Origin of the sequence: Streptomyces sp. MK37H (assembly GCF_018035285.1) — a bacterium.
In the GTDB taxonomy this organism is placed as follows: Bacteria; Actinomycetota; Actinomycetes; order Streptomycetales; family Streptomycetaceae; genus Streptomyces; species Streptomyces endocoffeicus.
The window spans coordinates 1-22,999 of the sequence record NZ_JAAAYH010000022.1 but is presented as its reverse complement, the minus strand read 5'-3'; the positions used below and the strand labels follow the sequence as shown (position 1 = coordinate 22,999).

Genomic DNA, 22,999 nt, shown 5'->3' with positions numbered 1-22,999 from the left:
GTTCGCGTCCGTTCGCGCGTCAGCCCGCGAGGATGTCCCGGACCATCGGGATCACCTTCGTGCCGTACAGCTCGACGGCGCGCAGACGAGCGCTGACCGGCTGTGCGCCCGTGGTGTAGATGAGGTCGAACCTGCCGACGCCGAGCGCCTCGATGGCGCGGGCGATCCTGCGCGCGACGGTCTCGGGCGAGCCGATGTAGAGGGAGCCGTGCTCGATCTCGGTCTCGTACTCGTCCTTGCGGATGGGCGGCCAGCCCCGCAGTGCGCCGATGCGGTCACGGATGACCTTGTAGTGCGGCCAGTGCAGCTCCCGGGCCTCCTCGTCCGTGTCGGCGATGAAGCCGGGGGAGTGCATGGCGACCGGATGAGCGGTCGTACCGAACTTGTCGGTGGCGCGGTGGTAGAGGTCGATATAGGGCGCGAAGCGCTGTGGGGAGCCGCCGATGATGGCGATCATCAGCGGGAACCCGTACTGCGCGGTGCGGACGACCGACTGGGGTGAGCCGCCGACACCGACCCAGGTGGTCAGGTGCCCCGACTCGGTCTTGGGGAAGACATCGGCGCCCTCCAGCGGCGCCCTCTTGGTGCCGCTCCAGGTGACGGGCTTCTCCTCGAGAAGTTTCGCGAAGAGCTCGATCTTCTCCTCGAACAGCACGTCGTAGTCGGCGAGGTCGTAGCCGAAGAGGGGGAACGACTCGGTGAAGGAGCCGCGCCCGAGGATGATCTCGGCCCGGCCGTTCGACAGTGCGTCCACGGTCGCGAAGCGCTGGAACACGCGGACCGGGTCGTCCGAGCTCAGCACCGTCACGCCGGAGGACAGCCGGATACGGCTGGTGCGGGTGGCGATGCCCGCGAGCACGGTCTCCGGGGTCGAGATCGCGAACTCCGGGCGGTGATGCTCGCCGAGCGCGATGACGTCGACGCCGATCTCCTCCGCGAGTACGGCCTCGTCGAGGACCTGCCGGATGGCCCGGGCGTCGGAGACCGGCCTGCCGGAGTCGTCGTCCGGCACATCCCCGAATGTGTCCAGGCCGAAGACGAGATCAGACATGGACGGGCTCCTTCGCCAGCAGTTCCTTCACCCGTGGGGCCACTTCGCGGCCCAGCAGCTCGATCGAGCGGGCACGGGCCTCGCGGGGCAGATTCATGACGTCGTACTTGAGGTCGAAACGGCTCAGGCGCAGATCGCGGGCCATCGTGGCGATCTTGCGGGCGACGGTCTCGGGAGAGCCGACGAAGAGAGCGCCCGTGTCGATCTCCGCCTCGTAGCGCTCGCGGGTCGGCTTGTAGAACCCGCGCTCCTGGGCCAGCCGGGCGACGGCCGGCTGCCAGTACCGCCACCAGGTCTCGATCGCCTCTTCGTCGGTGTCAGCGACGAGCCCCAGCGAGTGCTGGGCGACCGGCCGCACCGGGTGCCCGGACTGCTCGAGTGTGCGGTGGTAGAGCTCGACGTGGCCGGCGAAGCGCTGCGGGCGGCCGCCGATGACGGCGAGCATGAGCGGCAGTCCGTAGCGGGCCGCGCGCACCACGGAGTTCGGGCTGCCGCCCACACCGATCCAGGTGGGAATGCCGCCGGGCGGCATCCGGGGGTGCAGTCGCTGCTCGACGAGCGGGGGCCGGAACCTGCCCGACCAGGTCACCGTCTCCTCGCGCTGGAGCCGCATGAACAGATCCAGCTTCTCCTCGAAGAGCTCCTCGTAGTCGGCGAGGTCATGGCCGAACAGGGCGAACGACTCGGTGGCCGACGCCCGCCCCAGCACGAGCTGGGCGCGCCCGTTCGACACGGCGTCCAGGGTGGAGAACTCCTGGTACAGCCGCACCGGGTCGTTGGTGCTCAGTACGGTGACCGAGGTGCCGAGCCGGATGCTTTCCGTCGCGGTGGCGATGGCGGCGAGCAGGACGGGAGTGGCGCTGTCGGTGTGGCCCGGACGGTAGTGCTCCCCGAGGCTGAACACGTCGAGCCCGACCGCCTCTGCCAGCTTGGCCTCCTCGACGATCAGACGAACGGTCTCGGCGTCGCTCAGCGGCCGGCCGCCATCGGTCGCGACCTCGCCGAACGAATTGAGCCCCACTTCGAAGGCTGTGGCCGTCATGGACCTCTCCTAGCGCGCTTGCTCCCGGACGGATGTCTGGTTGACACGTCAATCATCGACTCAATGTAATTGATATGTCAACCAAGTGGGTGGCCGGGTGCGAGGTCGGGCCCACCGGGGCCGGGGCGAGCGTTCGGTGAACTATCAACTACGTCTAGACTTTCTCCCATGGAAGAGAAGGTGCGATGGCTGACGCCGGAGGAGCAGCAGGCCTGGCGGAGCTTCCTCCGCTTGCACGACAGGCTCCGGGGCCGGTTGTCGCGCTTGTTGCAGACGGAGTCGAATGTGTCGGCCGCGGACTTCGGCGTGCTGGTCGAGCTGACGGACGCCCCGGACGGGCGACGCAGGATTCTGGATCTCGCCCGGGCGCTGGAATGGGAAAAGAGCCGGATGTCCCATCACATCGCCCGCATGGTGAAGCGGGGACTGGTGGTCCGGGACGAGTGCGCCGAGGACGGCCGTGGTGCGTTTGTGGTGATCACGGACGCCGGGCGCGCGATGATCGAGGCCGCTGCCCCCCGCCACGTGGAAGCGGTCCGCGATCTGTTCCTGGACCACATCACACCGGCGGAGCTGCGGACGCTGGCGCAGGTCTCCGAACGTGTGGTGGAGAAGCTGGACGAGGACCCCTCCTGACCACGGCGATCCGCGCCGCGGCGGGACCCGGCGGCGGCCCGCCCTCGTCGGCGAGCCGTCGGTCACCCTCGTAGCCGTCGGTCACCCTCGTGGCCTTCGGTCACCCTCGACTGGGACGCCCTCGGATCGCGCGCCATCCTCGCCGGTCAGTCCAGGAGCGAGAACGCGCGACGCCGCCGCGGGGAGGCATTCGCATGCCTCCCAATGGGCGGGAACCGATGCCCTGTGCGCCACGACTACTGGACCGGGGCGACGTTCCCTCCCCGTGTGGCAAGTGGATCCAGGAGAGTTTCGATGCGTTCTCGTGTGTGGTGGGGTACGACGGCTGTGGTGCTGGGCGGCCTCCTCGTGGCGGGCTGCGGCGACGGAGGCGGCAGCGGGGACGGCGGCAAGGCGAGCGCCGGCGCCGAGAAGCCCGCCACCGGCGACTACCCGGTCACCGTCACCGACTGCACGGGCGCCGAGACCACGTTCTCGAAGGCCCCGGAGAAGATCGTCACCAGTAACGCCTCCAGCCTGGAGCTGCTGCTCCGCCTGGGCGCCGGTGACAAGGTGCTCGGCACCGGCTTCCCGCCCGGCAAGGGCAGGCTGCCCGGTGAACTCGACACGCGGGCACGGAAGGTGAAGGTGCTCGCCCAATCCGTGATCCCGAAGGAGAAGCTCCTCGGCTCCGGTGCGGATGTGTACATCGACACCTTCGCCTCGATGAACATGGGCGGCGGCATGGGCGACGCTCCGACGGAGGAGGAGTACAAGGCGGCCGGGATCAAGCACATCTACCTCAAGTCCACCGCCTGTGCGGCGCGGAACAAGCGCGCGCTGACCGAGTTGTCCGCGGTGGAGGCCGACATCACCTCCCTCGGCGCGGTCACCGGCACGAGCGCGAAGGCGAAGGAACTCGTCGACGGCATGAAGGAGAAGGTGGGCGCTGTCCAGAAAGCGGTCGGCACGACGGCGGAGGCTGAGCGGCCGACGTACTTCTTCTTCGACTACGACGCCGGTACCAAGCAGCCCACCGCCGTCTGCAAGAGGCAGGTCGCCAACGCGGTGATCACTCTGGCCGGTGCCCGCAATGTCTTCGCCGACTGCGACGGCGACTACAAGCAGGTCGGCTGGGAGGATGTCATTGCCAGGAACCCGGACTGGATCCAGCTGGGCGTCCGTAACCGGGGCAGCGAGGCGGCGAACAAGAAGGCGTTCGACGAGGCGCGGAAGTGGCTTGAGTCGAACTCCGCCACCAAGGGCCTGAAGGCCGTCAAGGAAGGCCACTTCCTGCGCATCGGCTCCGAGCAGACCACCATCGCCGGCGTCGAGAACGCCGACACCGTCCAGAAGATCGCCAAGACCCTCTACCCGGGCAAGGTCGGCTGACCGTGCTCGATGTCACGGTGAGAGGGAAGGGCACCGACGCCCCCGCGCGTACGCGGCGTTCCGTGCCCACCGGGCCGCTGGCGCTGCTCCTCGCGGTCGCGCTGCTCGCGGCCCTCACAGCGGCGGTCGCCTGGGGCTCCACGTCGATCCCGCCGGGTGAGGTGTGGAGCGTGGTCTGGCGCAGACTGACCGGCCACGCTCCCAGGCCCGGCACGAACGATCTGATCGTCTGGCAACTGCGCCTTCCTCGCGCCCTGTTGGCCGCGCTGGTCGGTGCCGGGCTCGGTCTGGTCGGTACGGCGATGCAGGCCCTCGTCCGCAACCCGCTGGCCGACCCGTACTTCCTGGGCGTCTCCAATGGCGCCTCCCTCGGTGCCGTCGCCGCCATCGTCCTCGGCCTCGGCACCGGGGGCGCCCTGGGTCTCGGCCTGTCCGGCGCCGCATTCGCGGGAGCCCTGGCCACCTTCGCTCTCGTCTGGGCGGTGGCCCGGCGCGGCGGGGGATTCGCGCCGCTCAGACTGGTGCTCGCCGGGGTGGCCATCGGGCAGTTCCTGTCCGGCTTCACCAGCTACCTCGTCCTCCAGGCCGGGGACGAGCAGCAGACGCACAGTGTGCTGTTCTGGCTCATGGGCAGCCTGAGCGGCGCGAGCTGGCCCCTGCTGGCCGCCCCGGCGGTGGCGGTTCCGGCGGTCCTGCTGCTGCTCCAGGCCCGGGCCCGAGGGCTCAACGCGCTGCTGATGGGTGATGAGACGGCCGCCGGGCTCGGCATCGACGTCGTACGGCTGCGCCGTAAGCTGTTCGCGGTCACCAGCCTGCTCACCGGTGTCCTCGTCGCGGTCTCCGGGGCCATCGCCTTCGTCGCGCTCATGGTCCCCCACGTCTGCCGCCTGGTCGTCGGCGGTGACCACCGTCGCCTGCTGCCCGTGTCGGCGCTCTTCGGCGCGCTGCTGCTGGTGGTGGTCGACCTCGTGTGCCGCACGGCCATGGACACGCAGGAACTGCCGGTCGGGGTCGTCACCTCGCTGATCGGCGCTCCGGCGCTGCTGTATCTGCTGGACCGGCGGTTGGGGAGCGGGAGTTGAGGGCCGGACGGAGGGCAGGAGACGCGGTACTGCCCGAGGAAGTGGGAGCCGAGGACGGACCGGGGGAGCGTCGGTTGGGGATCGACATCGAGGACCTGCATGTCGCGTATGCCGGACGCACGGTGGTGGCCGGCGCTCACCTCATCGCGGCCGCGGGCGAGATCACCGGCCTGGTCGGGCCCAACGGCAGCGGCAAGTCCACGCTCCTGCGGACCGTGTACCGGCACCTGAAGCCCGCCGCCGGGCGCGTTCTGCTCCAGGGCACCGACATCCGCGAGCTGAGCCCCGCCCGGTCGGCCCGGCACATCGCCGCCCTTCCGCAGGAGCGCGGCGAGGACTTCGAGCTGACCGTGCGTGAGGTCGTCGCCATGGGGCGCACCCCCTACAAGCGAGCGTTCGCCGGGGAGGACGCCGCCGACCGGGACATGGTCGCCCGTGCCCTCGCCGATGTCGGCATGGCGGACCACTCCGCCCGGCGCTTCACCGAGCTGTCCGGTGGCGAACGGCAACGCGTGCTGCTGGCGCGCGCGTTCGCCCAAGCGACGGACGTCCTGGTCCTGGACGAGCCGACGAACCACCTCGACATCCGCCACCAGGTCGAACTGCTCGCCCTGCTGCGCGGCCGCCGTCGTACGACCCTGGTCTCGCTGCATGACCTCAATGCCGCCGCTTCCGTGTGCGACCGGCTCCACGTCCTGCACGAGGGCCGCGTGGTCGCCTCCGGCGCACCCCGCGACGTGCTGCGACCGGCCCTGCTGGCCGAGGTGTTCGGCGTGCGCGCGGCCGTGATCGAGCACCCGTTGACCGGGGACCCGCTGATCGCCCTCGATCATCGGGAAAACGCGATGGTATTTCCGGGTAAGTCAGGGAACTCACCCTCCGGCTCGCCCGACTTCTAGGACGAGGCTGTCGTTCGGCAGCCCATTCGCCAGAGGGAGGGCGCATGACGGACGACGCTTCCGGTACGGAGCGGCGCGGGGACGTACCCGAAGTCCGCGACCGCTGGCTCCTGGTCTCCGTGTCAGGGGTGCTGTCGTTCGTGGCGATGCTCGACATGAACATCGTGAACGTGGCGCTCGCGGACATCTCCGAGGGCCTGAGGGTGCCGGCCGCAGTGGCGCAGTGGGTGATCCTGGGCTATCAACTCCCGGTCGTCGCCCTTATGTTGCCCGTCGGTCACTGGCTCGACGACATGGGCGTCCGCCCCGCGCTGCTGGCCGCGACCGCCGGCTTCGGGTTGTGCAGCGCGCTTGCCGCCGCGTCCCCCTGGGCGTTCTGGCTGATCGCCGCCCGGATCGGACAGGGCGCGTGCGGCGCCGTGCTGTTCGTGCTGATGCCGGTGCTGGCGATCCGCTCCGTGCGGCCGGAACTGCGCGGGCGCGCGATGAGCGTGCCGGCGACCCTCGGCCCCCTGGGCGCCGTCATCGGACCGGCGGTCGGAGGGCTGGTCCTGGACCATCTGAGCTGGCGCTGGATCTTCCTGGTCAAGATCCCGCTCTGCCTGGTGGCGCTGGCAGTGGTGTGGCGGGCGATGCCCCGGGGCGGGCGCCCGCGCTGCCCGGACCGGCGCTCCCTTGCCGATACGGCCCTGGTGGCTACAGGAGTAACGATCCTGCTGTTGTCCCTGACCCTGGTCTCCGACACGCCCGCCTGGCTCACTCTCGCCCTCGTCGCCGTACCGCCGCTGTGGTGGTGGCTGCGGGGCCCGGGCGGCCGTCCGGTGACCGTTGTGCTGCGGGCCGCGGGGCTGCTGCGGGTGCACGGCGCGGTGCTGGCCCTGGCGGTGGGCTTCGCCGCCATGCACTACGTGGTCGCCCTGCGCCTCCAGCACGACGAGGACGCCAGCGCGACCACCACGGGCCTGACCGTGCTCGCCTTCCCTCTCGGCGTGGGGCTGGCGGGCCCCCTCGGCGGACGGCTCGCCGACCGCTACGGTGCCAGGCCCGTCGCGGTCACCGGTGCCGCCCTCACCGCCACCGGGCTGCTGCTGCTCGTCCTGCCGGGCGACGGCTGGTCCCCGCCCGAGGTGGCCTGGCGGCTGGTCCTGGCCGGACTCGGCATGGGGCTGACCGGCGGACCCACCCAGGCCCTGGTCATGGGCGCCGCTCCGCCGGGCCGCGCCGCCACGGTCGGCTCCACGGTTCAGCTCGCCCGCAGCCTCGGCTTCACGCTCGGCCCGGCTCTCGCCACGGCGGCCTGGAGGCTGACGGGCCCGGACGGCGGCGCACGGACGGGCCTGGCGCTGGCCGCCACCGCCGCCTGCCTCGCCGTGCCACTGCTCGCCCTGCCCGCCCGAGGTCCGGCGAACCGCCCCGAGAACGCCACCGACGCGGCACCCGCCGCACCCCGCTGAGCCATCGAGCCCAGCCCTCACCGAGGAGTCGTACCCATGTGCGGAATCACCGGCTGGGTGTCCTTCCACCAGGACGCCCGCACCCAGGCCCCGGTCATCGAGGCCATGACCGCCACGCTCACCCCGCGCGGGCCCGACGCGGGCGGAGTCTGGCTCGGCGAGCACGCCGCGATCGGCCACCGCCGCCTGGCCGTCATCGACATCGAAGGCGGCGTACAGCCGATGACCGACCGGCCGGATGTCCCGGCGAGCGTCCTCACCTACAGCGGTGAGATCTACGACCACCATGAGCTCCGCGCCCAACTGAGGAACCTGGGCCACGAGTTCCGGACCCGCAGTGACACCGAGGTGGTATTGCGCGCCTACGCGGAGTGGGGCGAGGCGGTGGCCGACCACCTGGACGGCATGTTCGCGTTCGCGGTGTGGGACGAGCGGAAGCGGCGGCTGCTCCTGGTCCGCGACCGGCTGGGTGTCAAGCCCCTGTTCTGGGCGGCCGTCGACGGCGGTCTGGCTTTCGCTTCCGAACCCAAGGCACTCTTCGCCCACCCGGAGATACGGCCGCGGGTGGACGCGGACGGGCTGCGCGAGGCGTACAGCCTGCTGTTCAACACCGGTCCGACGGTGTGGTCGGGCGTGCGGGAGGTCGAGCCCGGCGGCCTGCTCCTCCTGGACCGGCACGGCATCCGCGAACGCCGCTACTGGCAGCTGGAGGTCGGCGCCCACCCGGACGACCGGGACGCGACCGTCGCCCGCGTGCACGACCTGGTGAGCACCGCCGCCCGCACCCAGCTGGAGGCCGACGTCCCCCTGTGCTCCCTGATGTCCGGCGGCATCGACTCCACCGTCCTGACCGCCCTGCTCGCCGACGAACTGCGCCTGCGCGAGGGCCCGGACGCCCGCATCCGCTCCTACGCCGTCGACTACAGCGACCAGGCCGAGAGCTTCACCGGCGACGTCCTGCGCACCGGCCACGACACCCCGTACGCCACGGAAGCGGGCGCGTTCATCGGCACCGATCACAGCACGGTCGTGCTGGACCCGCGGGCCCTGCTGGACCCCGAGCGCCGCAAGGCCGTGGTCGTGGCCCGCGACTCGCCGATCGGTGTCGGCGACATGGACACCTCCCTCTACCTCCTCCTCGGGGAGATCCGGAAACACTCCACCGTCGCCGTGTCCGGTGAGGCCGCCGACGAGGTCTTCGGCGGCTACCCCTGGTTCCACGACCTCAACGCGCTCGCCGCGCCCACCTTCCCCTGGCTGCTGGTGACCGGCGACGAGGCCGCCATGCCGCTCAACCCCGAACTCGACCTGTGCATCGGCGAGTTCCGCGATGACACGTACCGCGGCGCTCTGGCCGCCGTACCGCACATCGAAGGCGAGTCGGAGACCGAACACCGGCAACGCGAGATGCAGCACCTGTCGCTCACCCGTTGGCTGCGCCAGCTCCTGCACCGCAAGGACCGGCTGAGCATGGCACAGGGCCTGGAAGTGCGTGTCCCCTACTGCGACCACCGGCTCGTCGAGTACGCCTTCACCTCCCCCTGGGCGCTGAAGAGCTTCGACGGCCGGGAGAAGAGCCTGCTGCGCGCGGCGGGCACGGGGCTGGCGCCCGAGTCGGTGCTGCACCGGCCCAAGAACCACTACCCGGCCACCCACCACCCCGACTACAACCGCGGCCTGCGGGACATGGCCCGCGACGTACTCGCCGACGACCGGGTCCGCTCCCTCGCCGACGAGACCCGTATCAAGCCCTGCCTCGACACCGCGCCCGATCAACTCCGGTGGGGCCACCGGCTCCGCCTCGAACGCGTCGTCGACCTCGCCCTCTGGCTCGACCACTACCAGCCCGACCTCGCCCTCTGAGGAGCGCCCCGCATGACCCTCCAGGAGCCTCTGCCCGCCATGGACGCCGACAGCCCACGCGAACCCCTGCCCGACCCGGTCCCGCTCATGGGCTGCCCGTACAAGGCCAACCCCTATCCGCTGTACGAGCGGATGCGTGAGAGCGGCCCGGTCCATCGCGTCCTGTTCCCCAGCGGGGTGCACGCCTGGCTCGTCACCGGTTACGAGGCCGCCCACGCCGCGCTGAACGACGACCGCCTGGGCAAGAACCACGACCGCGGCAACGACCACTGGCGCGCCCGTGCCTCGATCATGCCGGAGCCACAACACTCCCAGCTCCAGGTCCACCTGCTGCACCAGGACCCGCCCCAGCACACCCGCATGCGGCGCTTCGTCACCGACGCCTTCACCCCGCGCCGTATCGAGCGGCTGAGGCCCCGTTTCCAGGAACTGGCCGACGCCCTCGTCGACGCCCTCCCGGGAACCGGTCCCACGGACCTCGTCACCGGCCTCGCCGCCCACTTTCCTTTCCGGGTCCTCGCCGAAGTGATCGGCCTGCCGGCCGAGTTGGCCGCCCGCTTCGACCGCGACTGGGGCAAGGTCGTCCAGCCGGTGGGCCCCACCGACCCCGGACGCCCGCTGTACGAGGCCCGCCTGCACGGACTGCAGAGCTACATCGCCGACGTCGTCGCCCACAAGCGCGAACACCGGGAGGACGACCTGCTCAGCCGCCTCGTCGTGGCCCGCGACCGCCGGGAGCTGTCGCAGCAGGAGCTGGACTCGATGATCTTCCAGCTCCTGGTGGCCGGCCAGGAGCCGGTCACCAACCAGATCACCACCTCCCTGATCGCCCTCTTCCGCCACCCCGCCGAGTTCGCCCGGCTGCGCGGCAACCCGGACCTGACGCCCCGCGCGGTCGACGAACTCCTCCGCCACGACAGCGCCTTCGAGCTGACCACATGGCGCTTCCTCGACCAGGACGGCGCTCTGCACGGTACGAAGATCCCGGCCGGTGACTCGGTGATCATCTCGCTGTGCGCCGCCAACCGCGACCCGCGCCGCTTCCCCGACCCCGACGCACTCGACCTCGACCGCTCGCCCAACCCCCACCTGGCCTTCGGCCACGGCATCCACTTCTGTCCCGGAGCCGCCCTCGCCCGCGCCGAGCTCCAGATCGCCCTGGGCACCCTCCTGGCCCGCCTCCCCGGACTGCGCCTGGCCATCGACGACGAGGACATCGAGTGGATCCCGGCGGTCCTCGGACGGGGCACCAACCACCTGCCCGTCGGCTACGACCGGCGCGTATGACCCAGCGCCGGTGACCACCGGCTTCCCCTGACCGGCCCGGCTGATCCCCCGTTCCCACCCGTAGGCGCCCGGCGCACCACGCCGCGGCGCCATACGGCCATGCCCGCATGCCCGCAGCGCACACGCCTTCATGGAGGCCCCCCATGCCGCTGACGACCACACCGCGCACCCGCTCCACGAGCGGCATCAGCGCCGCCATCCTCAGCCTGCTCCTGCCGCACCACCGCACGGCCGACTCGTCCGGGGGAGTGGTGGCATTCCCGCACCAACTGCGCCAGATCGCCGACTTCGTACGCGCCGGAGAACCCGTGGTCTTCACCCTGCCCGGCTTCCCCTGCAAGTCCCCCAACCCCACCAAGGTCCTCGGCCACCTCCCCGACCAGGGCGAACGCCTCTCCCTCGGCTTCCTGGACACCCTGTGCGGGGAGATCGAGCGGATCCACGCGCCGGGCGCCCGCGTGATCATCTGTTCCGACGGCCATGTCTTCGGTGATCTGATCCGAGTCCCGGACGACCACATAGACGCCTACACGGACGCACTCGGACACCTCATACGGGAGGCGGACCTGCACCGCCTCTCCGTCTTCGACCTGCGCGATGTGCTGGGCGACCTGCCCCACGGCACCAAGCGCGCCCGGGTGCACCAGCGGTACGCCCCCACCCTGGAGGCGCTGCGGGCGGAGGTCCGCTCCGAGGACCACACCCTGGCCCTGTACCGGGGCATCACCCGATTCCTCGTCGAGGACACCGCGGACTTCACCGGCACCCGCTCCGCCCTCCAGCGCGAGTGCCGCAAACGCGCGTACGGCGTCATTCAGCGCAGTCGCGCCTGGGGCGACCTGATCGCCGAGCACCACCCTCGCGCCGTCCGGTTGTCCATTCACCCCCAGCCCATCGGCGCCCCGAAGTTCGGCATCCGCCTCCTCGACGCCCCCGACGTCTGGGCCACCCCCTGGCACTCCGCCGCCCTGCACCGCGCCGACGGCACCTGGACCCTGATGCCCCGCACCCGCGCGGAACAGCTCGGCCGCCTCGTCCACCGTCACGGCAGACCGAGCCATTACGAACAGGGCTGAGCCCGTCACGCGCTCGCCGGACAGGCCGAACACGCCGGCCGGGGCCAGGCGATGGCCCGTGCCCCTGTTGTGGCACGCGTCACCGCGAGGCATCGGAACTCGGGTGCCGGTCGTTCCGACTCCTCTACCGGTACGGCTGGATTGGCTGAGCCGTACGAAGCGATCGGAGTTTCGTCACATGGAGCAGAACCACCCACCCGCCCGCCGCCGGGCGGCCGCGTCGCTGTCCGGAGCATTGCCCCCGCCGGCGCTGTGCGGCTTCCTCCTGCTGCTCGTGGTGGTGTTCGCCGCTTCCTGCGCCGTCGGCACGAGCGTCGGGCCCGTCGCCCCCGGCATGCACGGCACCGGCACGACACAGGACGGCTCAGACGGCGGCCACGACGGTGGCGGCATGGACATGGACGGCATGGGCCCGGACCACGGAAGCGGGCGCTGATGGCCGCCGGATCGACTTCCGTGACGGTCGTGACCGACCTCTCCGTCGGCGGAATGACCTGTGCGGCCTGTGTGCGGCGCGTCGAGAAGAAACTGGCCAGGCTGGACGGGGTCACGGCGAATGTGAACCTCGCCACCGGCCGGGCCCGGGTGAACCATCCGCCCGGGGTCGGCCCGGACCAGCTGATCGCGGCCGTCGAGCAGGCCGGCTATTCCGCCGCGCTCCCCGAGCCCCCCAGGGAGCGACGGCGCGAGGACGGGGACGAAGCGGAGGACGCCCGGCAGGAGCGCGACCGGCTGGTGACCACGGCCCTGCTCGCGGTGCCGGTGCTGGTCCTGTCGATGGTTCCCGGTCTGCAGTTCCGCAACTGGCAGTGGTTGTGCTTCGTGCTCGCCGCGCCCGTCGTCGTCCGGGGAGCCTGGCCCTTCCACCTGCGGGCGGCGCGCGGACTGCGACACTCGGCGGCGACCATGGACACCCTGGTGTCGCTGGGAGTCGCGGCTTCCTTCGCCTGGTCCTCCTACGCGCTGTTCTTCGGCGGTGCCGGCGATCCCGGCATGCGGATGCCGTTCAGCCTGGTGCCCACCGCCTCGGACGGCGTCGCCCACATCTATCTGGAGGCCGCCGTCGGCGTACCGCTGTTCGTCCTGGCGGGCCGCTACCTGGAAGCACGGGCCCGGCGGGGAACCGGCGCGGCACTGCGCTCACTGGCCCGGCTGGCCGCCAAGGAGGTCTCGGTACGCGACGGCGACGGCGAGCGCCTGATCCCGATCGGACAACTGCGGGTCGGTCAGGTCTTCGTCGTCCGGCCCGGGGAGCGCCTGGCCACCGACGGCACGGTCGTGGACGGCGGCTCGGCCGTCGATCTCTCCCTGGTGACCGGGGAGAGCGAGCCGGTGGAGGTCGGCCCCGGCGCGCCGGTGACCGGCGGCGCCGTCAACGCCGGAGGGCTGATTCTCGTACGGGCCACCGCGGTGGGTGCCGACACGCAACTGTCCCGTATCACCCGGCTGGTGACCGAGGCCCAGGCGGGCAAGGCACGGGCGCAGCGGCTCGCCGACAAGGTCGCGGGGGTCTTCGTCCCCGTCGTGCTCGCCCTGGCCGTCACGGTGCTCGGATTCTGGCTCGGGGCCGGCGCCGAGCCGCAGGCGGCGATCACCGCGTGCGTGGCCGTCCTGGTCGTGGCGTGCCCCTGTGCGCTGGGCCTGGCGACCCCCACCGCGCTGATGGCGGCGACCGGCCGGGGCGCCCAACTCGGTGTCCTGGTCAGCGGGGCGCGGGCGCTGGAGGGACTGCGGCACCTCGATGCCGTGGTGCTCGACAAGACCGGCACACTCACCTCCGGGCACATGAGCGTCGCCCGGGTCACGGCCGTGCCGGGCGGACTCGGCGAGGAGCGAGTGGTCCGGCTGGCGGGCGCGGTCGAACAGGGATCGGAACATCCGCTGGGGCGTGCCATCACCGCCCATGCCCGGCGAACCAATGCCGGGGAGCCGCTTCCGGACGTGGCCGACTTCCTCGCACTGCCGGGGAGGGGCGTCCGCGGGCGGGTGGAGGGCCGGCTGATCGAGGTCCTGGCCCCGGACGACGCGTTGCCTCCCACCCTGGCCCGGGCGCTTCCGGCCGGCGAGACCGCCGCCCGCACACCGGTCGTGGTCCGCGTCGACGGCGAGACCGAGGCACTGATCGAGATCGGGGACGTCCTGCGGCCGGGAAGTTACCGGGCCGTGGACCGGCTCCGCCGCCTGGGGGTACGACCGGTGCTCGCCACCGGCGACCGGGAGGCGGCCACCCGCGCCGTCGCCGCCGACCTCCACATCGAGGAGGTGCACGCCCGTTGTACCCCGGAGGACAAGGCCGCCCTCGTCCGCGAGCTGCGGGAGCAGGGCAACCGGGTCGCCGTCGTCGGCGACGGTGTCAACGACGCGGCCGCCCTGGCCGGCGCCGACCTCGGCATCGCCATGGGCACGGGCACGGACGTGGCGATCGGGGCGGCCGATGTGACCCTGGTACGCGGTGACATCGAGACCCTGGCGGACGCGGTCAGCCTTGCCCGCAGCGCGCTGGGCACGATCCGGGCCAACCTGCTCTGGGCGTTCGGCTACAACGTCGTGACGGTGCCGCTGGCCATGGTCGGCCTGCTCAATCCCATGCCGGCCGCGGCCGCGATGTCGGTCAGCTCGCTGCTCGTGGTCGGCAACAGCCTGCGACTGCGGGTCTGGCAGCCGTCACCGACCGGCAGACGCCGCTCCCGGCCCGCCGCCCGGACGCCACTGTGATGCTCCTGTGCGCCGCTTGTGGACTGCCTGCCCGCGACCGCGACCGCGACCGCGGCCCGACACCGAGACGGAGACCCGCCCGATGACGAACCCCTCCTGGACGCCCAGCCACCGTCGCCTCATGGACTCCCTGCGGGCCGCGGTCGCTCCGGTCTGCGCCTGTGTCCTGGCGCTGGGTGGTCTCGCCGTGTGGACCGCCTCGGGCAACGCGGGCCGGCCCCCGCGTATCGACGTCACCGACGCACGGCTCTTCCTGCCCGCCCCGGGAGCGCCCCGGACCGCCGCGTTCTTCCGGATCACCAACACCGGCGGTGTGCGGGACCGGTTGGTCGAGGTGACGTCCTCCGCGGTCACCGGGGGGATCTCGCTCAGCCGTCACCGGATGACCGGGCGGGGATCGGCCTACCCTCAGGCCGCGGAGACCCTGCCGGTTCCGGCGGGCGGCACGCTCGGCATGTCACCGTTCACCAGTGATGTGACCGTCCCGGCCACGGCCCGCTGGCGGGCCGGAGACCTGGTGCCCTTCACCCTCCGTTTCGAACACAGCGGACGTGTCGAGGCCAACGCCGTCGTCGTGCGGCCCGGCGAGGGCTGAGTGAGCCCGTTCGAGCGCGGGCAGGGGAAGCGGCCGGTGCCCCGTACGGCGGGTCGAGACGGTGGAAGGGGTGTATGCCGCGCCGTTCTCCAGCCTCCGAGTCCGATGCCGGGGCGGTGGTCTCCGCCTTGCTGACCGCGTCCCGTCTGCTGGTCGCCGTCTCAGCCCGGCCGCCGGCCGCGGTGGAGGAGTCCCTGACGCTGCCGCAGTTCCGGATGCACGCTGGGATCCTGACCCCCTCAGGTGGGTGGTGGTTCCGCGATGCCGATGAATTGCCCGGCCATGAGCCGGATACGGGCCGACCAGCCCAGCGCTGTGAGGTCGTCCGTGAGTGTCCGGGGATCGTGGAATACCTTCACGATGCGGTACTCGCTCTCGTCGTCGAGTCGGCGCAGGGCCACGGGGATCGGCTGGTTGACGAGGACTTCCTCCTCGGCGGCCGCGGCGGGACCGTCGTCTATGAAGATCGCTTTGCCCCCAGGCGCGAGGGCGGAGGCGACGCTGTTCCAGAAGCCGGGCAATCGCGTCGGCGGTACATGGGAGAGCCAGAAGGCGAAGAACACCGTGTCGTAACGGCGCGGCGGCTGCCACGTGAACAGGTCGGCCTCGAGGAACCGCACGGTGGAGAGCCCGGTACGCGCCCGAGCGAAGTCCAGCACTTCAGCCACCGCGTCGACAGCCGTCACCGAATGGGCACGCGCGGCGAGCAGCGAGGTCCACTGGCCTGTCCCGCACGCCAACTCCAGAACGTCCCCGGAGATCGGGAGGCCATCGATGGCGGCAAGCAACTCCTGGAGGTCTTCGCGCTCCGCATAAGGCCGGTCGTACTCAGCCGCACCCGCCCTGTAGTACGCCATCTGCTCCATCAGAAGAGCGTCGTCATCCACTGCAGGTCCCTCTCATCCGCAGGTTCCCCTCGTCCGGGTTCGGGCAGAGCCAGGCACCCTCAGCTCGCCGGCTCGGTCGCCCACACGCACCATGGAGCTTGACCTCAGGGCAAGGTCAAGACTCAAAGGGCCACGCCCGATTCCTACGGGCCAGGGCCACGCCCTGATCACACAAGGGCCGTCGAAGAACCCCGCATGCCGTTTTCCCTTCCGCTGGGCAGAAAGCCGACTTCCGGGTTTCTCCGGCGCAATTTACGGTGCGGTCGCGCTGCGCTTCCGCAGCGCGCACCCGCGCCGCGTCCTGGAGGTACATCGATGCGTCCAACCCGTCGTCCGTCCAGAGTGACTTCCCCGTTACGGTCCCGGTCCCGCGTCGTGGCCGTGCTGATCGTGCTGGCGACCACCCTCGCCTCGGCGCTGTTGACCGTCTCGGTCACACCGACCGCGGCCGCCGAGCGGCAGTCCCGGAGCAGGCCCGCGGCCGGCCCGCCCACCGAGAACGCTTCCGTCCGCGCGGCGATCCCGAATCCGACGACCGCTTCACTCGAGGCCACGAACGGGCCGCTGGCCATCGCCACTTACACCGTTCCCAATCCGAACGGGTACGGTTCCGGCACGATCACCTACCCGACGGCCGGCGGCTCGTACCCGGGCGTCGTGCTGATGCCGGGCTATCAAGGCACCCAGCAGAACCTGCAGTGGCTCGCGCCCCGCCTCGCTTCCTGGGGCTTCGTCGTCATCAACGTCGGCACCCGTGCGCTGGGCGACGATCCCGCGTCGCGCGGTCGCCAGATCAGCGCCGCCGGCACCCAACTGCTCTCGTTCAGCTCCACCGCCGGCAACCCGATCTACGGGAAGGTGAACGGCACGCTCGGTGCGGCCGGTCACTCGATGGGCGGCGGCGGTGTGATGGTGGCTCTCCGGGACGACTCCCGCTTCAAGGCGGGCGTGCCCCTGGCCCCGTACAACCCCAACCAGAACTTCTCCGGAGTCACCGACCCCACCTTCTTCATGACCTGTCAGAGCGACCCCGTCGCCCACGGCAACACCTACGCTCTGCCCTGGTACAACTCCATGTCCCAGGCCGAGAAGCTCTTCGTCGAGGTTCCCGGCGACCATCTCTGCCCGATGACGGGCTACGGCGACAAGGCCAAGCAGGGCAAGTGGATCGTGGCGTTCTTCAGCCGCTGGTTGTACGGCGACACCCGCTTCAGCCCGTTCCTGTGCGGTGCCGCGCGGGAAGCGGACAAGAACAACCCCTCCCTGGTCACGCGCTGGCAGGACACCTGTCCGTTCTGAGCGGATCTTCGTAGGGCTCCCGCGCAGGGCTCCCGCGGTCCGCCGCAGGAGCCCTAACCGCGAGCCCGCTCTTGCCCACTCCGCGCGCAGCGCCCTCTGGAGGCGTCGGCTCACGCGCCGTTCTGCCGACGGAACAACGCCCGGGAGATGGTCCGGCCGGTGGCCATGACCACGGGCGCGAGCGCGCTCGGTCCGCCATCGGAGGTCCCCGGGACGACGGACACGGCGGCGACGACCTCGCCCGTCGCGTCCCGCACCGGGGCCGCGGCCGACACCGTGCCCCCGGGGCCGGGCCACCGGCCGTTCACCGCGAAGCCTGTCCCCTCCACCTCGGCGAGCACGCGACGCAGGCCGATCGCCGGGGCGTGGTGGACCAGATAGCGTTCTTGGACAGTGGCCCCCGCGTACGCGAGGAGCACCAGGCCGTCACCGGTGGCGTGCGCCGGGCGCCGACCGCCGACCGGTTCGCCTGCCCTGCCGGTGTCCGGGGCGCCGATCCGCTCGACGAGCACCGTCTCCATGCCGTCCAGCACCGCCAGCCGAACCTGCTGCCGCCCGGTCTTCCGGTACAGGCCCAGGAGGAAGGGCATCGCCACGTCTCTCAGCTCCAGCCAACGTGGGGCCATGGCCGCGACCGCCCACAAGTGCAGGCCGATCTCGTAGCGGCCGTTCCGGTTCCGTTCGAGTGCACCCCAGGACAGCAGCTCGCCGACAAGCCGGTGCGTAGTGGCCAGCGGCATCCCGGTTCGCCGGCTGATGTCGGAGAGACTCAGCCGACGGCGTTCTCCCGCGAACGCGTCCAGCACGCTGAGAACCCGGCCGGTCACCGAGCGTGGGGCCGGTTCCTTCTCGGCGGGCGCGCCGCTGGGCGGAGGTGGAGGCGGCGCTGAACGCATCTGGGGATCCTTTCGGCGGATAGGGCCGTGTGCCGCACAAAGGGGGCCATGCGTTGACATGCTTGCAACAAAGCTTCGGATGCGCGTGGAGGCAGGGCCACCCCTCGCCCTTGGATATGAAGCTGCCGTTTGCGCATAAGACCGTTGTTCACGCCTTGGAGCCTCCGGGAGTGGGGCGCACGAGCACGCGGCCGGATTGATGCGGATGACGCATCGACAGATCCCGGTTTCGATGCTGGACACCGTCCGAACACAGCTTGGAGACTCACGGGTGATACGGCGACGCCCGCCACCTGCCTCGCCCACTGAACGACGCAGCCCGGCCACGCGTCGGCGCTCACCCCGCCGTACCGCTCATTCTCGGTTCCCCGCACCAGGCGACCGGCTCCACGTCCGGCCCGCTCGGGCCGCCCGACACCTTACGGAGGACCTATGAGAAAGATGACCAGACGTACGGCGTTCGCCATGGCGGCGGGTACCGTCACCGGCTCGTTGGTGATCAACACGGCCACGGCGTCGGCCGAAGCCCCGGCGCCGGGACGGCCGGTGGCGTCCGGAGCCAATCCCGTTCTGCGGACCGCCCTCATCACACAGGTGACACCCAGGAACAACTGGCGGGTGACCGCCGTCGCCATCCGCTACGCGGACCCCATCGACATACGGGGCGGCGTCATCCCACCCTCCGCGTTCCAGGTCACCGCCGACCTCGATGGGCAGAGCGCGGCCCGAACGGTCACCCGGGTCTACCCGAGCACCGTGGCCAGGACGGACGACCTCCCCAACGCGGGACGGCCGGGCAGATACCTCGTCATCGAGCTCGACCCGGACGACGCCAACGCGCGGGCCGCCGGCACCGACCCTCTGCCGCTCCATCGCGCCTACACCGTCAGGCAGGTGGCCGATGTGCGGACCCCCGGTGGTGACCTGGTGCTCGCGGCCGGTCCGTTGGCGATCCGGAACGACGACGTCATCACCCCGGTGGTCGACGACTTCACAGCGGGATCGTTCACCGACTCCACGGGATTCGAGCTGGCCTTCCGGCTGTACCAGCCGGAAGGGTTCGTGCGGAGTCCGGGGGCGGCCACGCGGTATCCGCTCGTCGTCACCCTGCACGGCGGTGGCGAGGTCGCCGACAACAACATGACCCAGCTCACCGCCAATCGCATCGCCGTCACCTTCGCCAAGCCGGAACGCCAGCGTCGCCACCCGGCGTTCGTGCTCGCCCCCCAGATCCCACTGCCCCGCCCCATGGACGGACCCGACGGTACGGACTGGACCGACCCCAAGGTCCGCGCGGCGCTGGTCGAACTCATCGACGCCTTCACACCGCAGCGCCCCGTCGACGCGGATCGGCTGTATCTCGTCGGCCTGTCATCGGGTGCGCGAGGCATCTTCAACCTGCTCCCGAGGCGTCCCCATACCTTTGCCGCGGCCCTGGCCACCGCCGGCTGGGGCGACCCGTCCACCATGGACAGGATCACGCACATCCCGATCTGGGCCGACCACTCCATTGACGACCCGGTGGTCCCCTACCGCGAGGGGCGGTTCGGAAAGCCCGGCACCTGGACGCTGATGAACGCGCTGGAGAGCGCCGGTGCACAGGTCACCCGCGGGGAGTGGGCCAACGACCTGCCGAAAGCGGAGTACGAAGCCCGCTCCAGGGCCCTGCTGAACCGGGCCCGCCGGGCCGGCAGCCATGTGCTGTTCACCAGCTACACGCCCGGAACGACGCCGGTGAGCCCGCACTTCGCATGGGCCCAGACATACGAGAACGACGTCGTCATCGACTGGCTCTTCGATCAGTCCCGTTAGGCGTACTGGCCGCGTCTTGCCGGCGTGCTTGAGCCCGGATGCGCGGGTGTGGGTGTCCTGGAAGCGCTCCAGCCCTGAACGCTCACCCGGATGCGCCCGGTCCCGCCGCGCTGGTGGGACCGGGCGCACCGCTACCTGGATGAATGTGCGCGGCGCTACTGGCTCACCTTGACGGAGAACCAGTCCACGCTCATCCCCGCACCGGAGGTGGTGTCCGCCGCCGGTGAGGTGCAACCGCAGACCTTGTTCGGGTAAGAGCCGCCGACCGCGACGTTGAAGATGGCGAAGAACCCATGGTCCACCGCCTTCTTCCAGGTCTCGGCGGACACCTGGTTCTGCTTCACCGTGAAGGTTTCCTTGCCGTCGCGGTAGAAGCGCAGCTGTTCGGCGGAGGTGTCGGTGCGATCCACGATCACGGAGTACGTGTGGTAGTCGGTCTGACAGCCGTCGCACGGCAGCAGATCGCTGCTGATCCCGTCCGGGTCGTGGCACTCGCCGGCCCACTCACCGCAGTGGAAGGTGTTCGAGTGCTTGCTCAGCCCGTTGACGTCCTCCATGATGTCCAGCTCGCCGATGCTCGGCCAGTTGGTGGCCCCGACCGGGCGGGCGTCGGCGCCCATGGCCCAGAAGGCGGGCCAAATCCCGAGGCCCTTCTCCGGGTTGGGCTGCTTGAGGGAAGCGCTGATCTCCAACTGCCCACCGGCGGGCGCCTCGAAGTCGGTGCGCTGGGTCTCCACCCGGCCGGAGGTCCACTTCCCGGAACCGTCACGGATCGGCTTGATCACCATGTGACCATCACCGTCGTGGTAGACGTTGTCGGTGGAGTCCGTGACCGACTCGATCTCGCCGGTGCCCCAGTTCGCGGCGCCGCCCGGGTAGCCGGTGCCGATGTCGTACAGCCAGTCGTTCTTGTTCAGGCCGGTGCCCGCCGCGCCGTCGAAGTCGTCCTGGAAGACGGTGGTCCACTCGGCCTTGGCCGCGGGCTCGCCCGCGGCGGCGGTGTTGGAGGATACCGTGAGAGCCAGCAGTCCGGTCACCGGAAGCGACAGGGCGGCCACGAAGGCCAGAACGCGTCGTCGGCGGCGGGGTTTGGCGTCCGCCGTCGTACCTGAGGAAGTGATCCTGAACATGTGGGGGGCTGCTTTCGTTCGAAGGAATAGCGGTGACGGGATGTGCGAGCCCCCGTAGCCCGCTCCTGGCGTGGGGTGATGGGAGATCGGGCTACGGGAACTCGGGCACAGTGGGCAGAGCGAGCGCCGATGGGGCCGAGAGAGCGCTCACACGGAACGACTGTCTTGGACCCTGCCCTTGCCGGTCAAGGGCCGTGCTGGATTCACTAGTTAAACGAAAGCCCCTGGCTTGACCGCGCAGCCGCGAAAGTATCCATCGCCCCACTTCAGAGTTGGAGGCATGTCCGGGGTGCCGGCACTCGCGCTCGCCAACTCTTGACGGCGCGCCACGCCGCCCTCAGGGGCGATCACCGCACCGGCCATCACGGCGTCATGCCTCGCTCCGGACGCGCCTGCCGTCGCGGTGCCGACGACTACCGGCTGTCAACGGATCCGGCGATCTTCACGGACTTCGCCGGCGCGTTCGACCTCGTCCTCTCCACGGTGCCCGCGGACCTCGACTACGACGCCTTCCTGGGGTTGCTCGCACTCGACGGGACGTTCGTGAACCTCGGCGTTCCCAAGAAACCCCTCTCGCTCGACGTGTTCTCGCTGCTGCACAACCGGCGTTCGCTCGCGGGCACTTTGGTGGGCAGCATCGATGAGACGCAAGAGATGCTCGACTTCTGCGCCCGGAACGGGATCACGGCGGAGGTCGAGGTCATCACGGCCGACGAGATCGATGCCGCATTCGACAGGGTCGCCGCGATCGACGTCCGGGACCGGATCGTCAGTTCGCGGACGGCGACGACGAAGCGGGTCATCGACGCCGTGAAGCTCGGCGAGCTCCGCGGCGTCCCCGCCGAAGAGGTCTACCTCCAGGACCGTTCTCGACGGGACGTCAGCATGCCGCTGGTGATGTTCGAGCTGAGGTCGGGCGACCGGACCGTGGTCGTGTCGCGTCTGGTGCCGGAAGCGGTCCCCCTGTCGCCTCCGCGACGGTCGGGGGACCGTGATGCTCTGCTGCGAGCGCTATTAGTAGGCTCCCGACATGACGATCGGGTACTGGGAACGGCACCGCTTCAACGACCCGGCTGTGGCGGCCGACCGGGACGAACTGCTCAAGTCGGCGGACCAGAACCCGGACCCGTGCGCCGCCTTCCTCAACCTGTTACGGTCCGGGCGGCGGGAGGCAGTGTGCACGGCGCTGGAGTACTTCCACTATAAGGACCGGCAAGCCCGGTGGGGCTTCGGCAACCCACTGGACGAGTACGCCGTGGAGGTGCTGGACCGAGCCCGGTGGGTGCTGCGCGGGACGACGTTGCCTGAGACGGGAGGGCAGGACCGGGCCAGCGCGCTGTGGGCGATCCAGAACCACGCCGAGGCTGCGGACGCTCCACTGATCACCGCCGCGCTGCGCGTCGTGGACGGCGATGTCGTCGACGATGGCGCCGTGTCCGCCGCCGGGCAATGCCTCTACGCCTGCGATGTCCCTGAGGACCGAGAACTTGTCGCTCAGCTCGGCGCGATGGCTCTGAACGAGGACCGCCCGATGCGAGTCCGGGTGGCGTGCGCAAGGGCGCTGGCCTCGGCGGAGTCTGACCAGGCCGCCGAAGTCGCGGTACGGCTGACCGGCCTCCCGGAACTCGAGCTCCAACTGGCCGGCGCCCTTGTCCTCACCGCCCACCTCGACACGCACCGCCCCCTCCTCGAACGCCTGGTGGCCACCTGGCCCCCCAACACCCCCCAGGCGGACGACATCCGCGATGCCCTGGAGGGGGTCGAGGATGACGCGTGACGTGCTCATGGAACTGCCGACGAAATGATCTTCTCCCACTCCTCCAAGCCGTGCCGCCCGTGCGCGGCAAGCGCGGCCGCCCCCGACACCGCCCGGATGCGGTGCTAGGTGACCGTGGCTACGACTC

Annotated in this window: 20 protein-coding genes; 15 read left to right on the top strand and 5 right to left on the bottom strand. The window is 70.8% G+C overall.

Annotated elements, in window-relative coordinates; genetic code table 11:
• Positions 1-19: 19 nt before the first annotated feature.
• Complete coding sequence (locus GWI24_RS05825) at positions 20-1,051, bottom strand: LLM class flavin-dependent oxidoreductase (protein WP_210944827.1); 1,032 nt, start codon at positions 1,049-1,051, stop codon at positions 20-22.
• A complete protein-coding gene (locus GWI24_RS05820) occupies positions 1,044-2,093 on the bottom strand; it encodes an LLM class flavin-dependent oxidoreductase (RefSeq protein ID WP_247615937.1) in 1,050 nt (349 codons plus the stop codon). The genes GWI24_RS05825 and GWI24_RS05820 overlap by 8 nt, the downstream gene beginning before the upstream one ends.
• A 168-nt stretch (positions 2,094-2,261) precedes the next feature.
• Between GWI24_RS05820 and GWI24_RS05815 the strand changes: the two genes are divergently transcribed.
• The 11 genes from GWI24_RS05815 (at position 2,262) to GWI24_RS05765 (ending at position 15,071) form a co-directional block, all read left to right on the top strand.
• Complete coding sequence (locus GWI24_RS05815) at positions 2,262-2,729, top strand: MarR family winged helix-turn-helix transcriptional regulator (protein ID WP_210944826.1); 468 nt, start codon at positions 2,262-2,264, stop codon at positions 2,727-2,729.
• 294 nt (positions 2,730-3,023) lie between these two features.
• Positions 3,024-4,100, top strand: coding sequence for an ABC transporter substrate-binding protein (locus GWI24_RS05810; protein WP_210944825.1), 1,077 nt, complete (start codon positions 3,024-3,026; stop codon positions 4,098-4,100).
• A 2-nt stretch (positions 4,101-4,102) separates the two neighbouring features.
• Positions 4,103-5,182 carry an iron ABC transporter permease gene (locus GWI24_RS05805; protein WP_308343511.1) on the top strand — a complete coding sequence of 360 codons (1,080 nt, stop codon included), beginning with the start codon at positions 4,103-4,105 and terminating at the stop codon, positions 5,180-5,182.
• A gap of 74 nt (positions 5,183-5,256) precedes the next feature.
• Positions 5,257-6,081, top strand: a complete 825-nt coding sequence (locus GWI24_RS05800) for an ABC transporter ATP-binding protein (protein WP_210944824.1) — start codon at positions 5,257-5,259, stop codon at positions 6,079-6,081.
• A gap of 44 nt (positions 6,082-6,125) precedes the next feature.
• Complete coding sequence (locus GWI24_RS05795) at positions 6,126-7,535, top strand: MFS transporter (RefSeq protein ID WP_210944823.1); 1,410 nt, start codon at positions 6,126-6,128, stop codon at positions 7,533-7,535.
• Between the two features lie 36 nt (positions 7,536-7,571).
• Positions 7,572-9,398, top strand: a complete 1,827-nt coding sequence (gene asnB, locus GWI24_RS05790) for an asparagine synthase (glutamine-hydrolyzing) (protein WP_210944822.1) — start codon at positions 7,572-7,574, stop codon at positions 9,396-9,398.
• Between the two features lie 12 nt (positions 9,399-9,410).
• Complete coding sequence (locus GWI24_RS05785) at positions 9,411-10,685, top strand: cytochrome P450 (RefSeq protein ID WP_210944821.1); 1,275 nt, start codon at positions 9,411-9,413, stop codon at positions 10,683-10,685.
• Between the two features lie 143 nt (positions 10,686-10,828).
• Positions 10,829-11,761, top strand: a complete 933-nt coding sequence (locus GWI24_RS05780; protein WP_210944820.1) for an L-tyrosine/L-tryptophan isonitrile synthase family protein — start codon at positions 10,829-10,831, stop codon at positions 11,759-11,761.
• Between the two features lie 178 nt (positions 11,762-11,939).
• Positions 11,940-12,197, top strand: coding sequence for a hypothetical protein (locus tag GWI24_RS05775; protein WP_210944819.1), 258 nt, complete (start codon positions 11,940-11,942; stop codon positions 12,195-12,197).
• Positions 12,197-14,476, top strand: a complete 2,280-nt coding sequence (locus GWI24_RS05770; RefSeq protein ID WP_210944818.1) for a cation-translocating P-type ATPase — start codon at positions 12,197-12,199, stop codon at positions 14,474-14,476. Before GWI24_RS05775 ends, GWI24_RS05770 begins: the two co-directional genes overlap by 1 nt.
• Positions 14,477-14,558: 82 nt before the next feature.
• Positions 14,559-15,071 carry a copper chaperone PCu(A)C gene (locus tag GWI24_RS05765; protein ID WP_210944817.1) on the top strand — a complete coding sequence of 171 codons (513 nt, stop codon included), beginning with the start codon at positions 14,559-14,561 and terminating at the stop codon, positions 15,069-15,071.
• 239 nt (positions 15,072-15,310) lie between these two features.
• Here GWI24_RS05765 and GWI24_RS05760 read toward each other — a convergent pair whose 3' ends face one another.
• The gene (locus tag GWI24_RS05760; protein ID WP_210944855.1) at positions 15,311-15,928 is read right to left on the bottom strand and encodes a trans-aconitate 2-methyltransferase; all 618 of its coding nucleotides are present in this window, start codon (positions 15,926-15,928) and stop codon (positions 15,311-15,313) included.
• Positions 15,929-16,333: 405 nt separating this feature from the next.
• Between GWI24_RS05760 and GWI24_RS05755 the strand changes: the two genes are divergently transcribed.
• Positions 16,334-17,257 carry a triacylglycerol lipase gene (locus GWI24_RS05755; protein ID WP_308343509.1) on the top strand — a complete coding sequence of 308 codons (924 nt, stop codon included), beginning with the start codon at positions 16,334-16,336 and terminating at the stop codon, positions 17,255-17,257.
• A 110-nt stretch (positions 17,258-17,367) separates the two neighbouring features.
• Here GWI24_RS05755 and GWI24_RS05750 read toward each other — a convergent pair whose 3' ends face one another.
• Positions 17,368-18,153 (bottom strand): IclR family transcriptional regulator, encoded by a 786-nt coding sequence (locus GWI24_RS05750; RefSeq protein WP_210944815.1) that lies wholly within the window; start codon positions 18,151-18,153, stop codon positions 17,368-17,370.
• A gap of 441 nt (positions 18,154-18,594) precedes the next feature.
• On the opposite strand from GWI24_RS05750, the gene GWI24_RS05745 reads away from it, so the two are divergent.
• Positions 18,595-19,965, top strand: coding sequence for a PHB depolymerase family esterase (locus GWI24_RS05745; protein WP_247615936.1), 1,371 nt, complete (start codon positions 18,595-18,597; stop codon positions 19,963-19,965).
• Between the two features lie 155 nt (positions 19,966-20,120).
• Here GWI24_RS05745 and GWI24_RS05740 read toward each other — a convergent pair whose 3' ends face one another.
• Entirely contained in the window at positions 20,121-21,095 is a 975-nt protein-coding gene (locus GWI24_RS05740) for a glycoside hydrolase family 16 protein (RefSeq protein ID WP_210944813.1), read from the bottom strand.
• A 372-nt stretch (positions 21,096-21,467) separates the two neighbouring features.
• Between GWI24_RS05740 and GWI24_RS05735 the strand changes: the two genes are divergently transcribed.
• Positions 21,468-22,301 carry a zinc-binding dehydrogenase gene (locus GWI24_RS05735; protein WP_210944812.1) on the top strand — a complete coding sequence of 278 codons (834 nt, stop codon included), beginning with the start codon at positions 21,468-21,470 and terminating at the stop codon, positions 22,299-22,301.
• Positions 22,270-22,872 carry a hypothetical protein gene (locus GWI24_RS05730; RefSeq protein WP_210944811.1) on the top strand — a complete coding sequence of 201 codons (603 nt, stop codon included), beginning with the start codon at positions 22,270-22,272 and terminating at the stop codon, positions 22,870-22,872. Before GWI24_RS05735 ends, GWI24_RS05730 begins: the two co-directional genes overlap by 32 nt.
• The last annotated feature ends 127 nt before the right edge of the window (positions 22,873-22,999 follow it).

Coding starts and splice junctions, on each gene's coding strand:
- GWI24_RS05825 (WP_210944827.1), bottom strand. CDS start 1,051: ATGTCTGATCTCGTCTTCGGCCTGGACACATTCGGGGATGTGCCGGAC.
- GWI24_RS05820 (WP_247615937.1), bottom strand. CDS start 2,093: ATGACGGCCACAGCCTTCGAAGTGGGGCTCAATTCGTTCGGCGAGGTC.
- GWI24_RS05815 (WP_210944826.1), top strand. CDS start 2,262: ATGGAAGAGAAGGTGCGATGGCTGACGCCGGAGGAGCAGCAGGCCTGG.
- GWI24_RS05810 (WP_210944825.1), top strand. CDS start 3,024: ATGCGTTCTCGTGTGTGGTGGGGTACGACGGCTGTGGTGCTGGGCGGC.
- GWI24_RS05795 (WP_210944823.1), top strand. CDS start 6,126: ATGACGGACGACGCTTCCGGTACGGAGCGGCGCGGGGACGTACCCGAA.
- asnB (WP_210944822.1), top strand. CDS start 7,572: ATGTGCGGAATCACCGGCTGGGTGTCCTTCCACCAGGACGCCCGCACC.
- GWI24_RS05785 (WP_210944821.1), top strand. CDS start 9,411: ATGACCCTCCAGGAGCCTCTGCCCGCCATGGACGCCGACAGCCCACGC.
- GWI24_RS05780 (WP_210944820.1), top strand. CDS start 10,829: ATGCCGCTGACGACCACACCGCGCACCCGCTCCACGAGCGGCATCAGC.
- GWI24_RS05775 (WP_210944819.1), top strand. CDS start 11,940: ATGGAGCAGAACCACCCACCCGCCCGCCGCCGGGCGGCCGCGTCGCTG.
- GWI24_RS05770 (WP_210944818.1), top strand. CDS start 12,197: ATGGCCGCCGGATCGACTTCCGTGACGGTCGTGACCGACCTCTCCGTC.
- GWI24_RS05765 (WP_210944817.1), top strand. CDS start 14,559: ATGACGAACCCCTCCTGGACGCCCAGCCACCGTCGCCTCATGGACTCC.
- GWI24_RS05760 (WP_210944855.1), bottom strand. CDS start 15,928: ATGGCGTACTACAGGGCGGGTGCGGCTGAGTACGACCGGCCTTATGCG.
- GWI24_RS05750 (WP_210944815.1), bottom strand. CDS start 18,153: ATGCGTTCAGCGCCGCCTCCACCTCCGCCCAGCGGCGCGCCCGCCGAG.
- GWI24_RS05745 (WP_247615936.1), top strand. CDS start 18,595: ATGACCAGACGTACGGCGTTCGCCATGGCGGCGGGTACCGTCACCGGC.
- GWI24_RS05740 (WP_210944813.1), bottom strand. CDS start 21,095: ATGTTCAGGATCACTTCCTCAGGTACGACGGCGGACGCCAAACCCCGC.
- GWI24_RS05735 (WP_210944812.1), top strand. CDS start 21,468: ATGCCTCGCTCCGGACGCGCCTGCCGTCGCGGTGCCGACGACTACCGG.